Origin of the sequence: Actinacidiphila cocklensis (assembly GCF_907177275.1) — a bacterium.
Taxonomy (GTDB): domain Bacteria; phylum Actinomycetota; class Actinomycetes; order Streptomycetales; family Streptomycetaceae; genus Actinacidiphila; species Actinacidiphila cocklensis.
In genome coordinates this window covers 20078-34719 of record NZ_CAJSLV010000001.1, presented here as the reverse complement: position 1 = coordinate 34719, position 14642 = coordinate 20078, and the positions used below count along the sequence as shown (strand labels likewise).

At 71.2% G+C, this 14642-nt stretch carries 14 protein-coding genes and 1 pseudogene; 2 read left to right on the top strand and 13 right to left on the bottom strand.

Features of this window, described 5'->3' with window-relative positions:
- Positions 1–12 precede the first annotated feature (12 nt).
- The gene (locus tag NFU81_RS00150) at positions 13–483 is read left to right on the top strand and encodes an RICIN domain-containing protein (protein WP_251483448.1); all 471 of its coding nucleotides are present in this window, start codon (positions 13–15) and stop codon (positions 481–483) included.
- 133 nt (positions 484–616) lie between these two features.
- On the opposite strand, the gene NFU81_RS00145 is transcribed toward NFU81_RS00150, so the two are convergent.
- The 11 genes and pseudogenes from NFU81_RS00145 to NFU81_RS00100 form a co-directional block, all read right to left on the bottom strand.
- Positions 617–1363, bottom strand: coding sequence for a DUF2071 domain-containing protein (locus NFU81_RS00145; RefSeq protein ID WP_251483446.1), 747 nt, complete (start codon positions 1361–1363; stop codon positions 617–619).
- A pseudogene (locus NFU81_RS40955) lies at positions 1360–1524 on the bottom strand (metalloregulator ArsR/SmtB family transcription factor); the annotation flags it as partial. The pseudogene NFU81_RS40955 and the gene NFU81_RS00145, both read right to left, overlap by 4 nt.
- A gap of 37 nt (positions 1525–1561) precedes the next feature.
- The gene (locus tag NFU81_RS00140; RefSeq protein WP_251483443.1) at positions 1562–2098 is read right to left on the bottom strand and encodes a hypothetical protein; all 537 of its coding nucleotides are present in this window, start codon (positions 2096–2098) and stop codon (positions 1562–1564) included.
- Positions 2095–3375: a molybdopterin-dependent oxidoreductase gene (locus NFU81_RS00135; RefSeq protein WP_251483441.1), complete on the bottom strand. Its 1281-nt coding sequence runs from the start codon at positions 3373–3375 to the stop codon at positions 2095–2097. The genes NFU81_RS00140 and NFU81_RS00135 overlap by 4 nt, the downstream gene beginning before the upstream one ends.
- A gap of 32 nt (positions 3376–3407) precedes the next feature.
- A complete protein-coding gene (locus tag NFU81_RS00130) occupies positions 3408–4814 on the bottom strand; it encodes a glycosyltransferase family 87 protein (protein WP_251483438.1) in 1407 nt (468 codons plus the stop codon).
- Positions 4811–5542 carry a methyltransferase domain-containing protein gene (locus NFU81_RS00125; protein WP_251483435.1) on the bottom strand — a complete coding sequence of 244 codons (732 nt, stop codon included), beginning with the start codon at positions 5540–5542 and terminating at the stop codon, positions 4811–4813. Before NFU81_RS00125 ends, NFU81_RS00130 begins: the two co-directional genes overlap by 4 nt.
- Positions 5539–6168 carry a TIGR04282 family arsenosugar biosynthesis glycosyltransferase gene (locus tag NFU81_RS00120; protein WP_251483430.1) on the bottom strand — a complete coding sequence of 210 codons (630 nt, stop codon included), beginning with the start codon at positions 6166–6168 and terminating at the stop codon, positions 5539–5541. Before NFU81_RS00120 ends, NFU81_RS00125 begins: the two co-directional genes overlap by 4 nt.
- Positions 6165–6887, bottom strand: a complete 723-nt coding sequence (locus NFU81_RS00115) for a glycosyltransferase family 2 protein (RefSeq protein WP_251483428.1) — start codon at positions 6885–6887, stop codon at positions 6165–6167. Before NFU81_RS00115 ends, NFU81_RS00120 begins: the two co-directional genes overlap by 4 nt.
- A gap of 172 nt (positions 6888–7059) precedes the next feature.
- A complete protein-coding gene (locus NFU81_RS00110; RefSeq protein ID WP_251483425.1) occupies positions 7060–8121 on the bottom strand; it encodes an NAD-dependent epimerase/dehydratase family protein in 1062 nt (353 codons plus the stop codon).
- Positions 8122–8275: 154 nt separating this feature from the next.
- The gene (locus tag NFU81_RS00105) at positions 8276–9598 is read right to left on the bottom strand and encodes a DUF3100 domain-containing protein (protein ID WP_251483423.1); all 1323 of its coding nucleotides are present in this window, start codon (positions 9596–9598) and stop codon (positions 8276–8278) included.
- Positions 9599–9607: 9 nt separating this feature from the next.
- The gene (locus NFU81_RS00100; RefSeq protein WP_251483421.1) at positions 9608–10804 is read right to left on the bottom strand and encodes an amidohydrolase family protein; all 1197 of its coding nucleotides are present in this window, start codon (positions 10802–10804) and stop codon (positions 9608–9610) included.
- 176 nt (positions 10805–10980) lie between these two features.
- Between NFU81_RS00100 and NFU81_RS00095 the strand changes: the two genes are divergently transcribed.
- The gene (locus tag NFU81_RS00095) at positions 10981–12090 is read left to right on the top strand and encodes an Lrp/AsnC family transcriptional regulator (protein WP_251483419.1); all 1110 of its coding nucleotides are present in this window, start codon (positions 10981–10983) and stop codon (positions 12088–12090) included.
- A 123-nt stretch (positions 12091–12213) separates the two neighbouring features.
- Here the strand turns inward: NFU81_RS00095 and NFU81_RS00090 are convergent, their stop codons facing one another.
- Together NFU81_RS00090 and NFU81_RS00085 are read right to left on the bottom strand one after the other, a co-directional pair.
- Positions 12214–13068, bottom strand: a complete 855-nt coding sequence (locus NFU81_RS00090; RefSeq protein ID WP_251483416.1) for an LLM class flavin-dependent oxidoreductase — start codon at positions 13066–13068, stop codon at positions 12214–12216.
- A 458-nt stretch (positions 13069–13526) separates the two neighbouring features.
- Positions 13527–14519 (bottom strand): helix-turn-helix transcriptional regulator, encoded by a 993-nt coding sequence (locus NFU81_RS00085; protein ID WP_251483409.1) that lies wholly within the window; start codon positions 14517–14519, stop codon positions 13527–13529.
- Positions 14520–14642 lie beyond the last annotated feature (123 nt).

Sequence of the window (14642 nt, the reverse complement as noted above, 5' to 3'; positions counted from 1 at the left end):
AAGTTTTAAGGCATGAAACTTCGCAACCTGCGCACCGCCACCGCGTCGCTCGGGATCGCCGCCGCCGTCGCCGCCGCCACCGTCCTCGCCGCCCCGCAGGCCCAAGCCGCCACGACCTACTGGCAGTTCAAGGCCCTGTCCACCGGCACCTGCCTCGCGGCGGGAACGACCGGGGTCGTCTGGGCCGGCACCTGCAGCGGCACCGTCTACCAGCAGTGGGACTTCATCAACAACCCCGTGGACAGCACCGGCTACGACGAGCTGAAGAACCGGGGCACCGGACTGTGCCTCCTCACCAACAACCTCAACACCGTCAACGGCATGGCGATGCAGACCTGCAACGGTTCCACCGGGGAGCAGTTCAGCTACAACTACAACTCCGGGCAGTTCACCGACGCCTGGGGCAAGAACCTGCGGGCCGAGAGCGGGGGCCAGGTCTACGCCGGTACCGAACTGGCCTACTGGGACGGTTGGCACAACTGAGACCGGCTGGCGGGGAGCCGGACCCGCGGAGGTGTCCGGCTCCCCGCTCCCGAAGCGGGCAGTGCGTCACCGGCGGGCGCCCTCGACTGCGCCTGCCGACTTCACCTCACCGCCGCCGACACCCGACGAGGCTTCAGCGGGCCGGTTGAGCACCGTGCTCGGAGGCCATGGCCGGGAGTGGCCACCAACTGGCGGGGACGTCGCGCATGACCAGAGCGCTGTCCAGGGTCGCGCTCCCGGACGGGAAGCGGTCCGGGTCGTCGAAGAAGGACGACGCAGCGGAGCGGACCCGGCCGGCTTCCACGTGCCATGCGTCGGTCCGCAGTTCCATGCCGTCCAGGTGACGGCCGGAGCTGGTGGCCGAGAAGCCCTTTGCCCCGCCTCGGAAGAAGCGGGAAGCCTCGGCGAGATCGGCGAAGAGCTCGCTGCCTCGCAGCTCGTCGGACAGCTCGACGGTGACATCCACTCGGGTGTCGCCATCCCAAGTCGCCAGTGCGACGCGCATCTGACCGGGTGTCTCGTGCACCTCGAAGTCGGCTCGGCCGTGCTCGCCGGGGAAGATGCGGCCTCCGGCCCAGACGTTGAGCCGCGAGGCGGAGTCGCGTCGTGGAATGTAGACGCCGGTTTCCACGCCGCCCGGCCCGTCCCACTCGACGGCGATCCGATGTGCCGCGTTCTCGCTCCGCAGCCCGAACGCCCTGGGCGCCCAAGCAGGCCGGACACTTCCCAGCCGCAGCAGGCAGATGCCCGCGACCGCGTGGCCGTGCACCAGTTGAGGGCGCAGTGGCCCGGGGAGCAGGCGTGCTGCGGCATCCGGGGCGACCCGGTAGTTCACCAGGAGCCGTCGTTCAACGACACTGGACAGTCGTGGCTGCCTCATGATCCCTCGCTCTGCGCCCCAGGGCGCCATTTGGTGTGACGAAGCAGAATCTGCTCGGGGCAGACGGCGCTGAGGAACCGACCGATGCAGGCGGCCAGGCGGTCCTCGGCCAGCGCGTGGAGAATCCGGTTGCCCTCCCCTCGCTCGGTGACCAGTCCGGCCTCATCCGGCGGGACGACGTGGAGCTGGTCGGGGCGGTCACCCGCGTTTCCCGGCTCCGCGTCCACGCGACCGGGCCTCCCCCCTCGGCGAGTTCCTGCCCATGTTCCAGAGCCGCACGGCGAGAACGGCCGCCGAGGCGGCAAACAGGCAGGCGGTGATCAGCAACCATCTTCCCAGAAAGACGTCTGCCGGCAGGCTGGTGGTCGTCGTGTAGCGGCCGACCCGGCGGAGGACCAGCGGCCAGTACACGAGCAGCAGGACGCCGGAGACGAAGGCGGGCACCCGGACATGGTTGATCCAGGCCCGGCGCGTCCGTGGTCCGTCCCCCGGGCCGTGCCCGAGAAGCACCACGACCACCCGGTCGGTGACCGCGTAAAGGGGAAGCAGGACCAGGTCGTGCAGGAGCGCCGCGCCCACGAACCACACAGCCACGCCGGCGGCATCTCCTTTGAGGAGGCGCAGACCCGCGTAGCAGGCCAGCGCGAAGGAGGCGAGGACGAGGAGCAGGTGAAGCGGTGAGGCGCCGTAGGCGCGCCGGAAGGCCGTGGTGATCGCGTGCGTGAAGGAAGTCATGCAGGTTCCCCAAAGGTGAGGCGGGTGACCCATTTGGTGTTGTGGACCCCCGGGGCGCCAGGAATGATCATCCGGGCCGGGTAGCCGTGGTCGTCGGAGAGGACGGCCCCGTTGACCCGTACGGCCAGCAGGGAGCGGGCGTCGCGGACCTGTTGGCTGCTCAGGACGACGGAGCTGAACGATCCGCCGCGCTGGACGGATTCGACCAGGACCTGCGGGGGGTGATCACCCAGGCCGACGAGGGCGGCCAGATCGATGAGGCGGACCCCGCTCCAGGGCTGGTCGGGCGTCGACCAGCCCTCCACACAGGCGATGGGCAGCAGGGCCTCGTTCTGTGGCATGGCCAGCAGCCGGTCGTAGGTGAGTTCGCTCCGGCGGCCGGCACCGCGTACGGTCAACCGCCACGCGGGGCCGATGTCGCCGGGGCGGATGCCGACGGAGGCGGCGGTCTTGTTGATCTGGAAGCCGTTCGGCCCGGAGCCCGGATCCTGACCGTGCGGCGCCAGCAGCGCGGTCCGCCGGAACACGCCGCCCACGCTCTGCCCGGCGGTCACCACGAACAGCGCGAGCGAACCCACCCCGACCATGCCGAGCGCGCCCCGCCGGGAGATCGTGGGCTCGGCGGGCCGGGGCGAGACCAGGCCCGACGCCTCCTGGCTGTCCGGGGCGGGCTGCCGCGGCCCGGCGCGCAGGGCACGCACGACTCGGCCCAGCCGCAGGGCCACATGGACCGTGAAGGCGCCGATGAACACCCAGGCCCCGTAGAAGTGGAGCGTGTAGAAGGAGCCCGGGAAGATGTAGTGGAGTTGTACGTTGAGGATGCCGGTGACGAACTCGAAGCCTGCGCCTCCCACCAGCAGGAGCAGGGAGAGCCGCTCGGCGGCCTGGGCCGCCGAACGTACCGGCGGCCAGGCGAAGAGCTTCGGGATCACCGACCACAGCTTCGCCAGGAGCACGGGCACGAGCACGACGCCGAGCGTCACGTGCACGCCCTGGGTGACGCGGTAGAGCCAGTAAGGGGACGTGGGCCAGGCGAACAGGTAGAAGCCGAGCCAACCCTTGCCCGGGGTCTGGTCGTTGACCGGTGCGAGGTCCGGGTCGTACGCGGCGTACGACAGCAGGCCCGTCACGAAGAGGACCGTGATGCCGAACAGGAGGACGGTCCCGAGCACCGCGGTCAGCCACGGGCCGCGCAGCGGGCTGCGCCAGAACTCCGGTCGGGACGGACCCCGTGGCGGGCCGCCGGGGGCAGGGGTCCGGTTGCCGTCCGCGTCCATCGGGCGCCTCCGCAGATTCCGCATTCCAGGGCTCACCGAGGCTCCCCCGGCAAGAAGAACATGGCTCTCCGCAAGCGCGGAAGGTCTCGTGACACGCCGACCCGCAGTAGCCACCCGCAGACGACGGCCAGGGCGGCGACGGCGTACATGACCGTGCCCGCGTCGGCGACCGTGCGGCCCGTCACGTAGGCGGCCGCACCCGCGACCGCGACGCCCAGCCACTCCCAGCGGCCGTCGAGCGCCACCAAGGCGACCAGCAGGAGGGCGTACCAGGAGTAGCCGGGCGTCGTCAGGAGAAACGCGGTCCCGGTGACCAGGAGGGCGCCGCTCCACGGCCGCCGGGGGTCGCCCCGCCGGATCACGTACAGGCTGACGGCGAGCAGGCCGGCGATCACGGCAGGCAGGGCACAGGAGTCGGGGAGCAGCAGACGCAGCAGGGCGTAGCGGTCGCCGGTGGAGGCGTCCTGGTAGCCCTCTTCGTCGGCGTAGCCGCCGAGGTAGCCGAGGACGGAGGAGTGGGAGAGCAGCACGTACGGCGTGTAGAGGGCCGCCAGGACCGCGGCAGCCGGGAGGAGGACGGCTGCCGCGTCTCGGACGCGGCGTACGCCGGACAGGGCGCCGGGAATCAGGACGGCCGGCAGGAGTTTGGCGGCGGTGGCCAGCCCGAGCAGGGCACCTCCCCGGGCACGGTGGCGGACGGTCAGGCCCAGTGCCGTGACGGACAGCAGGACCGCAAGGCCGTCGACATGGGCGTTGTTGACTGCTTCGAGGGGAACAGCGGGGCACCAGGCCCAGTAGGCGGCGGTCCGCGGGTCCCCTCTGCGACGCAGTATCCGCAGCAGCACCGGCGTGGTGGCCACGGCAAGGACGGCGCCCCCCACCTGGAGGGCCTTGTGGCGGACCCCGTCCGGCGAGACGGCGTGGACGAGGAGGAAGTACAGCTCGCCGGCCGGGGGATAGATCGTGTGGACACCCGGGCGGTTGATGCGGGTGCAGACGCCCCGGGACACGGCGGTGAGGTCGGGCTTGCCGCATTCGTGCCCGGTGGGGAACAACCAGCCGTCCCGGTACGGCGCCAGGGCCGCGTCGGCCGGGGCGTGGTCGTAGGGGGAGATGCCCGCCGCCTGCACGCGGCCGTCCCAGGCATAGCGGAACGAGTCGGTGCTGGTGCGCGGCGCGGCGACCAGGCCCGTGGCGGCGACGGCGATACCGCCGAGGAGGACGAGCGCGGCGGCGTGCCGGGCGGATGCCCGGCGCAGGGACCATGCGGCCGCCGCGAACAGGACCCAGCACACGGCGTACAGCCAGGACAGGCCCGCCGGGTCCGTGAGGTAGGCGTCCTTGCGAACGGTGAGGACCAAGGCCGTGACCAGAGCAGCCACGAGGGCGGCGGTGACGACGGTGGCCCGGGAGGTGGGGGTGGTCGGCCGTCGCGTCACTGCGCGCCTCCCAGGCAGACGGGCGCTCCGGTGGGGGCGGCGACGTGCAGCGGTGCGACGCGGACGAGTTCGGCGAAGTGCCGACCGGTCACCGTCCAGCTGCGCGCGGTCCGCCACCCGGTGGCCCCGGCGTGGTGCAGCAGCGCCCTGCGGCCGGCTCGTGCCCACGGGAAGGGGGTGCCGAGGGTGCCGCGTCCGTCGTCGAGGCGCACCTCGCACCGCTCGTCCACCTCGACGGGCGCAGCCTCGACGAGCAGCCGCCCGCCGGGGGTCAGCAGGCCCGCGACGCGCTCCAGGAGGGCTGACGGATTGCCACCGATGCCGATGTTGCCGTCCATGAGCAGGGCCGTTCCCCAATGGCCCTCGCGGGGCAGGGTCTCGAACACCGAGCGGCACAGGGCTGATCCACCGCGGCGCACCGCCTGCGCCACGGCGGCCGGCGCCACATCGATCCCGAGCGCGCCCCGACCGCGTTCGGCCAGGGCCGCAATGAGCCGGCCCGGTCCACAGCCGATGTCGAGGACGGTTCCCCGGCAGCGGGAGAGCACGCTCCTGTCGGCGGCATCGGTACCGGCGCACCAGCGTTCGACCTCCAGGGGCAGCAGCCAGCCGTCCGCCCGCCGCAGGAAGAGGGGACCCTTCCCGTGACGCAGCGCAAGGGCGTACGGGTCGGCCCACCACGCCGGATCGGGTGCGGAACGCTGCGCCGCGACGGCGGGGGCGGTCATCGTGCCACCGCTGAACGGGCGCTCAGCCGCCGGTGGCAGGTGGCGAACCGCCCTGCCGGTGTCAGGGCGGCCACATCGGCCGCGTCGACGGCGGTGTCCACGTCCCGCAGCCGGGGCAGCAACCGGGTGCGCAGTCCGGCCGCGCACAGGCGTTCGTACTGCACCGCGCCCGTCTCCGGTACGGACATGGGCACGCCGAGCAGGAGGGCCGGGTCCGGCTCTGCCAGGCCCAGCGCCCAGAACCCGCCGTCTGCCGCGGGGCCGAACCAGGCGTCGCAGTCGTCGAAGACCAGGGCGGGCGCCAGGATCTCCGGGGTGACCTGCGGGGTGTCCATGCCGATCAGCAGCGCCGGGCCGCCGCAGGCCGCGAACGCTGCCGCGAGCCGCTCGTCGAGGCCGCCACAGCCCTGCTGCAGGATCTCGAACCCCGGCACCAGCCACGGCCCCGGTTCACCGTCCAGGACCAGCACGTGCCGGTCGGCCTGTGTCGCTGCGGCGGCCGCCAGGGTGTCGGCGAGGGCGGCTTCGGCCAGGACCGCCGCCTCCAGGGGGGTGAAGGGCGGGGTGAGCCGGGTCTTGACCCGGCCGGGCACGGGCGCTTTGGCGATCACGAGGAGGGTGGTCACCGCGTACCTCCGGAGCCCTCGGTGCGGGCCGGGACAGCGGGGACGTACGCGGGCTCGGCGAGCACCGCGCGCATGTCGCGGACCGCATGCCAGGTGCCCCGCCAGGTGCCGGTGACCTTGGACTTGCCACTGCGGGGCAGGTAGGGCACGTCCCTTTCGCGCACCCGCCAGCCGGCGTCGGCGGCGCGTACGACCATCTGCAGCGGGTAGCCGGAGCGCCGGTCGGTCAGCTCCAGCCGCAGGAGCGCCTCCCGGCGCATCGCCCGCAGGGGGCCGAGGTCGCGCAGGCTCAGGCCGGTGCGGCGGCGCAGCATGCCGGCCAGCGCAAGGTTGCCCGCGCGGGCGTGCACGGGCCATGCGCCCCTCGCCCGGGGACGGCGGCGGCCGAGCACGAGGTCGGCCTCGCCCGCGGCCACCGCCTGGACGAATCCGCCGAGCAGAACCGGGTCGAGGGAGGCGTCGCAGTCACAGAAGCAGACGTACTCGGCGTCGGCCGCCATGAGGCCGGCGTGGCAGGCGGCCCCGAAGCCGCGGCGGGACTCCGGTACGACAGTGGCCCCCAGGGAACGGGCGATGTCGGCGGACCCGTCGGTGGACCCGTTGTCCACGACCAGTGCCCGCCAGCCGGCGGGGATGCGGGCGAGGACCCAGGGCAGTGCCTCGGCCTCGTTCAGACAGGGCAGGACGACGTCCACGGTGAGTTCGGTCACGACTGCCACCGTAGGAACTCCCCCGGGACAAAGCGGGCGTCGGCGCCTTACGAAACGCTGACGTCGGCCGTTCGGGGGCGCCTGTCGCAGACGGCGGAGCCGCCGGTGCGGGGCCTGCCGACATGCCCTCGGCAACGAGCACGCCCCCGCCCACCGCACCCGCCCAGGTCCTGGCTGTCGACTACCCCACGCGGGCCGAGGCCCGCAGCCCGGCCCGGGCGAACTCGGCCACGCCCTCGGCGAATCCCACCTCGGCGCGCCAGCCCAGCTCACGGCGCAACCGGGATGAGTCCGCAGTGATGTGCCGGACATCGCCCAGCCGGAACTCCCCCGTCACCACCGGAGCCGGCCCGCCGTGCTCCGCCGCCAGCACCGCGGCCATCTCCCCCACCGTGCGAGGATCGCCACTGCCCACGTTGTAGGCCCTGTGGCCACCGGCCGGCATATCCTCGATGCCTGCGAGCACGGACACATTGGCCCGGGCGACGTCGCGTACATGGACGAAGTCCCTCCGCTGCGCGCCGTCCTCGAACACCCGCGGCGCCTCGCCGCCGGCCAGTGCCGACCGGAAGAACGAGGCCACGCCCGCGTACGGAGTGTCCCGCGGCATCCCCGGGCCGTACACGTTGTGGTATCGCAGCGATACGGCCGTGCCGCCGGCGGACCGAGCCCAGGCCGCGGCCAGGTGCTCCTGCGCAAGCTTCGTCGTCGCGTACACGTTCCGTGGGTCCGTCGGCGCGTCCTCATTCACCAGCCCAGGGACGAGCTGGGCACCGCAGTGCGGGCAGCGCGGCTCGAACGAACCGGCCGCCAGATCCACCGCCGCCCGGGGACCCGGCCGCACCGCCCCGTGTTCGCGGCACTCATAGCGCCCCTCTCCGTACACCACCATCGACCCCGCCTGGACGAACCGGCGCACCTGCGCCTCGGCCATGCCGGCCAACAGCACCGCGGTCCCGAGGTCGTTGCAGGCGACGTACTCGGGCGCGTCCGCGAAGTCCTTCCCCAGGCCCACCATCGCGGCCTGGTGGCAGACGGCGTCCACACCACGCAGTGCGCGACTCACCGCGTGCGCGTCTCGCACGTCTCCGCGGACGAACTCGGCTTCCGGCAACTCGGGGGTACGCGGATGGGCGGCCGGCAGCAACGCGTCGAGCACCACCGGCGTGTGCCCCTCGGCCGCCAGCGAGGCGACCACCTGCGAGCCGATGAACCCGGCTCCTCCTGTGACGAGTACTCGCATGTTCACCACGCTACGGAGTCCCGTCCGGCGGCACTGGCTCCCGCACCGGGCCGTAAGGCATTCGTCATGGCTCCCGGCCCCCGAACTCCTCGACCGCACCCTGATATGGAACCAGCACCACCTGCGCGTCGCGCGCAGCAACGCCACCGTGACGTCAGGACCAGAAGCCGAGCGAGAACTCGGCGATGACCGTGGCGAGTACGAAGGACGCGGTGATGGCCAGCAGTCCGACGGGGACGATCTTCCAGCTCACCGCCTTCAGCAGCGCCGTGTCCTTGCCGAGGCTGAGGCCGGCGAAGGTGAGGACGACGCAGCCGACGGAGAGGAAGTCGATCGAGCTGACGGTGTCGGTCAGCTGGGTGCCGATGGGTGAGTAGGTGCTTGAGGCGAGTGCTCCGACGGTGGTCACCCAGACGATCGCGGAGACGAAGCGGGTGACTTTCGCGAGGCACATCCCCAGCACGAGCAGCGCCACCATGATCGCGTAACCGCCGATGATGTCCCAGCTCAGACCCTTCGCGAACACCGACGCTGTGGTGATGCCGACGACAGCCAGGATCGGGATGGCCACCCAGGCGCGCAGACCGACCGGCGCGGTGGAGGCGGCGACCTGCTCATGGAAGGCGCGGTTCGCCTCCGGGTCGAGAGGGACGGCCTCGGGGTCGGCGCTCCGCCGCCGGGTGAGGAACCGGTAGAAGCGGTCGGCCATCGGGAGGGCGACGTAGATTCCCACGTAGACCCCGAGGATGGTCGTGATCAGGTTGGAGACGCCGGCCATCGCGAGGACCTGGTCCTTCTGGCCGGGGTAGGCGTCGACGATGCTCCCCGTCGCGGCGGCCATCATCGAGCCGGATCCGACGCCGGAGCCCATGGCGAGGGCGAGCGGGTCGAAGATGTCGAAGGAGACGACGAACGACGACAGCATGGTGATGTAGACGGCGCCCACAAGGGTGCCGAACACATACATGGCGAGCACGCCGCGGTACTGATCGGAGTTCGGGCCGTACTTCTCGTTGACCATCGGTAACGCCGGCTCGCGGTCGACGGAGAACGTGGCCCCGATCGTGGCGGGGCCCATGCGCAGCAGCACAGCCAGTGGAAGCGCCAGAGCGACGGTGCCCAGGAGGTGTCCGAACTCCTGCAGGAACAGCGACGGGCCGGCATGCAGCAGGATCTTGATGTTGGGGCCGATCGCGAAGGCGAGCCGCACGACAAGGAAGAGCACCGCCACTGCGACGAAGGCGTTCGCGGTCCGCTGGAAGTCCAGGCTGACCCTGCGGACACGCTGCACCGACACGATCGCGCCGGCGACGAGGCCCCACACCATGGGGAAGAAGACGACGGAGCCGGGACCCACATCGAACGTCAGCTGACCGGCGAGCTGCGCGAGGAGGGCGATGACGAACGCCGCGATGGCGACGGGCCAGACCTTCTGGATGCCGACCGCGACCGCGGGTCTGTTTCGGGTGATGGTCATGAGAGCTCCTCAGCCCAGCAGCGTGCGGACTGGTCGTCCGGCTGCGATGACGGTCTTGACGTGCGCGAGTGCGCGGATGTCGTCCAACGGATTTCCCGTCGTCACGACGACGTGGCCCATTGCGCCCGGCGAGAGGTGGCCGAGGTCGGGGCGGCAGAGGCAGCGGGCCGCAGTCCTGGTGACCGCTTGCAGGGCGATCTCGTTGCTCAGCCCGATGTCGTCGACGAGCAGGGCGCCTTCCTCGGCGACGCTGCCGTGCGGATTGAAGGGTGTCCCGGCGTCGCTCGCGGCAGCGATCGGTATGCCGGCTCGTGCTGCGTGCCGCACCGACTCGATGTTGGCCGCGTAGACCTCCTCGGCCCTGCGGACCGCGGAGTCCTCGATGTGCTCCTTGTTCTGCAGGATCCTGACTTGCGCGATCCGGGTGGAGACCAGCACCGCCCCGGTCGAGGCCATGAGGTCGATGGCCTCGCGGTCCAGGTAGGACCCGTGCTCGATCGTGGTCGCTCCCGCGCGGAGCGCCCGCTTGGCGCCCTCGGAGCCTATGGCGTGCGCGGCGACCCACGTTCCGGCCGCTCTTGCGACGGCCACGGCCGCGGCCAGTTCGGCCTCGTCGAAGGGGGCTTTGCCCGGGGCAACCCCCGGAGTCAACACCCCTCCGGTGGCGACGAGCTTGATGCCGGCGGCTCCCTGGCGTAACTCCTGGCGGGCCGCCTCCGCCATCTGTGCCTCGCCCCGTGCTTCGACACCGAGATAGGAGATGTGTCCTCCGGGTGCGGTGATGGCACGTCCCGCCGCCGCGACCTCCGCACCGACGAGGCGGCCGTTGGCGATCTCCCGTCCCGCCGCGATGGCCGCGTGTGCGGGCGCGCCCAGGTCCCGAACCGCGGTGATGCCGTGGCGCAGCGAGCGTGCGGTGTTCGCGTACGCCTTGAGCGCGAGGTGCTGCGGGCTCGCGCCCGCGACCTCACCTGCGAAGTCGGGGCCTCCGTCCGCGACGAGATGGACGTGCGCGTCGATCAGGCCGGGAATGATCGTTCCCTCGCCCACTTCGACCTCGGTGACGTCGCGGGAGAGACGGGGGGCTCGCGAGACGGGGCCGACGTAGCTGACGAGCCCGTCCTCCACGATCACGGCTCCATCGGCGATCGGCGGCGAGGCGACGGGTACGACCGAGCCCCGCAGCAGCAGGACGGCATCCGTCACAGCCGCACCCCGCGTTCGGCCGGGTCGGCCGTCGGCCGCGGGCGGGAGGATGGACAACACATGGCAGACCTCCGGGAGCAGAACGTCCGGGTCAGAGTTCGGGTAGTATGCGCGCCCAGGTCGACTTCCGGCGCTGATGGACCTGAACGTGCACGGATCCGTACGGCGGTGTTCTCTTGCTGAAGAAATCCGACAAGAAGTCCGGCAGGCACTGTGACGAGTACTCGGACCTGGACCGGCAGATCGCCTGTGCCCTGCAGATCAACGGCCGCGCGAGTTGGGCTCGGATCTCGCGGGTCCTCGGCGTCTCCGAGCGGACCGTGGCCCGCCGCGCGCAGCCGCTGCTCGACAGCGGCGTGATCCGTGTGGTGGCGACGGTCGACACGCAACGGATCGGCTGGGGAGAGCCGGTCCTGCTACGGCTCCGGTGCCGGCCGGGAACCACCCGGGACGTGGCCCTGGCCCTCGCCGACAGCCGCGAGACGCGGACGGTCATGCTCACCGAGGGGTCGACGGACTGTTTCGTCGAGGTCGTTCCACCTCATCAGGACTGGCTCCGGGAGCTGTTGCTCGACCGGCTTCCGGGGATCAGCGCTGTCGCCGCGCATCACGCCCACTCGACGTTGCGCTTCTTCCGCGCCGCACACGAGTGGCACACGGAGGCACTGGCCGAGCAGCAGATCGGCGCCCTGGCGCGCACAGGCCTGCCTCCGTTCGCCAAAGTGGACGATGTCGCGGATCTGAGCGACGAGGAAGAGTGGGTGGTCCACGCCCTTGCCACGAACGGCCGCGTTCCCGTGGGCACGCTCGCGACCCGGATCGGCGTCGCCCCGGCGACCGCATCCCGCCAGGTCGACAGCCTGATCCGTCGTGGCGTGGTCAGGATCCGCGCGGAGGTCGACCGCTCCCTGCTGGGACTCCCGACCGAAGCGCTGCTGTGGCTGAGGGTGGGCCCGTCCCACCTCGAACGGATCGGACAGGCGCTGGGCGAGCACCCCGCGGTGCGCATGGTGGTCGCGGTGACCGGCGACTACCAACTGTGCGCCGACCTCGTCCTCGGCGGGCGCTGGGCACTGTACGAGTTCCTCACGAAGACCCTGGGGGCCTTCGACGGAATCATCGACTTCGAAGTGCTCGACGTCCTGGCGACGATCAAGCGGGCCGGCCAGGTGATCCGCGAACCGCGCGGCCAGCCGAGCAGCGGCCAGCAGCAGAGGGCGGGCAGCCGCAGCGCTGCTCCTGCCGACAACCCCATCCGCCCTGCTAGGACGGGGAGTGCGAGGTGAGGCGTGCGATCGTGGGAGATCCTGAAGGACGCCGGTATCGACCCGGCGTCCGATCAGGCCTCCCTCACGTGGGCGGACTTATTGCGGTCCCAGGCCGACGCCCTGCCGGCCTGCGACAGGGCATCAGAGCTTCAGAGCATCGGCGAACCGGTCGATCTGGTCGGCGTCCGAGGTCCAGCAGTACAGCATCACCTCGTCGGCGCCGATGTCCGTATAGCCCTCGACGGCCTCGCGGATGGCGTCCGGGGTGGTGAGGAGTCCTTCGATCATGGTGTCGGCGTGACCGGTGAAGCCGTAGTAGTCCAGGAGGTTGCCGCGGGCGCGGTCGACGGTGGCGTCCGGGCCGAGGACGGCGTTCGCCTGGGCGAGCAGGCGGGGCCGCCCGGAACGGCCATGGGTCTGCCAGGACGTTTCGACGTGACGGAACAGCCCGGACATGATCCGCGGTGGCACGCCGGCGCCGAGGAACCCGTCGCCGAACCTCCCCACGCGGTCGAGTGCCGCCGGTACGAAGCCCCCGAACAGCACTTCCGGTCCGCCGGGTGTCGCGGGCGCGGGGCCGATGGGACCGACGCCTTCGTCGTACGGCTTGCCGGACCAGGCGAGGCGCAGTCGGGCCATCTGCTCGTCGAGGCGGCGACCCCGTTGCCGGATGTCGATGCCCGCCGCGCGGCAGTCGTCCTCACGGACGCCGACACCGACACCGAGAGTGAAACGGCCGCCCGTGAGCCGGTCGAGGGTCGCGGTCTGTTTGGCGAGTAACGCGGTGTTGTGGTGCGGGGCGAGCAGCACCTCCGTCTGGAGGCGGATACGGGAGGTGACGCCGGCGAGGTTCGCGAGGGTGATGAGGGGTTCGGGGTTGTCGAAGACGAGCCGATCGAGCAGGCCGATGGTGCTGAACGGGCCGGTGTCGGCGCGTTGTGCCCAGTCCAGCAGGGCAGCAGGATCTTCGACGGGAAGACCGAGGCCTATCTTCACGGGATGAAACCTCCGGAGGGCATGGCGGATGGTGACGCGTCACTGGGACGCGCCAGGGACCGGTTCGAGCGGGTTCGACAGTGAGAGTGACGTCGAGAACAGCGTGCCGTCGCTCATGCGTGAGCGGGTGGTTCCGGACCAGCCCGGGCGGGGCTGCTGGGCTGTCAGAGCTGGGTGGTTGCGTGGCGGCCATGTGGCCGCCGGGCGGACTCCTGTGTCATCCCGGCCCGTCGAGGCCTCCCTCAAGCTCGCCGGGTCCCAGCTCATCACTCATATCTCCACGGTGTGCCCTGGATGGCTCGACTGCCCGTCAACCTTAGCCGCACTCATGACGCTCCATCAGGTCCACGGTGAAATGTTCTTCGCTTCCTCGGCGCCTTCACGTGCGCGGCGCAAGACCGACCGCGCCAGACCCGGAACGGTTCAAGTCCCGTGTCGTTTCTCGCCTGTCACGACCTTCAACGGGGCTCTACCCAGCCGTGTCGGATGGCGTGACCACCGAGCTGCATCCGGGTCCGGACTCCGGCCATGTCCATGAGGTGACGCAGACGGCGGTGCAGCGTGCGCGGGGACAGACCGAGCTGTGCCGCGGCCGTCGGGTCGGTCAGGCCTGCCAGGAGGAGCGCGAGGATCTTCCGATCGAGGTCGGTCGGGCATTCCGCCGCGCGCTCGACGGGGGATTCGGCTTCTCCGCCGCTACGCGGCAGTTCGAGCGGGTGGGCAGTGCTCCAAACCGTCTCAAAGAGCGCGTCCAGTGCGTCCAACAGGCCACTGCGGTGCAGCAGTACGGCGCCTGGATCTCCGGCCGGGGTGACCGCGAGCGGGACAAGGCCGAGGTCGGCGTCGGCCAGCGCGAGTTTCATCGGCAGCTTGTCGGCGACCCGCAGTTGCACACCTTTGCGCAGGGAATCGATCGCATCGGCGATGATGCCCGGCTCTGCCAGCACGGCCCGGTCCAGTACCGCGCGGAAGTGCACGCCGCGGCGGATGGCCACGGGTTCGGCCGTGTTCTCACCGGGCGGCACGGCGACGAAGGGTGCGGTGATGAAGGTGCGGATCTGCGTGCGGGCTGCCTGCTGTACCTGGAGGAAGCGGTGGCGGATGGCATCGACTCCGGTCACGACCTCGATCAGATCGTTGATGCTGTTCCCGGTCATCGCCTCGCGGTGTTCCTCTGCGAAGGTCGCGAGTGCCTGTTCGGCGAGGCGCAGCCCGTCCTGGCGCTGGCTGATGAGAGCGCCCAGCGCCATGGCGGGCGGCGCGGCGGTGAACTGCTCATCCGCCGAGCTGATCACCAGTCCCCATCCGACGAGGTGGGACAGGGCTTTCCCGACGTGGTCCTGCGGTATGGCGAGCAGATCCGACAGGAGGGTTGCAGTGGAGTTCGGCCGTCCGAGCAGCGCCCGGTAGACGCGCTCGTCCTCCGCTTCGAGGCCCAGAACTTCCAGCATCGGCGACCGACTCTCTTCCGCTTGTCGCAGCGGGGAGAGTATGCGCCATGGCGGCAGACCCTGGATAGTCCCTGCTGGGAGCAGGTGCGACGGGAAGTGCCCCGGGGAGTCGCCTCCCCGGGG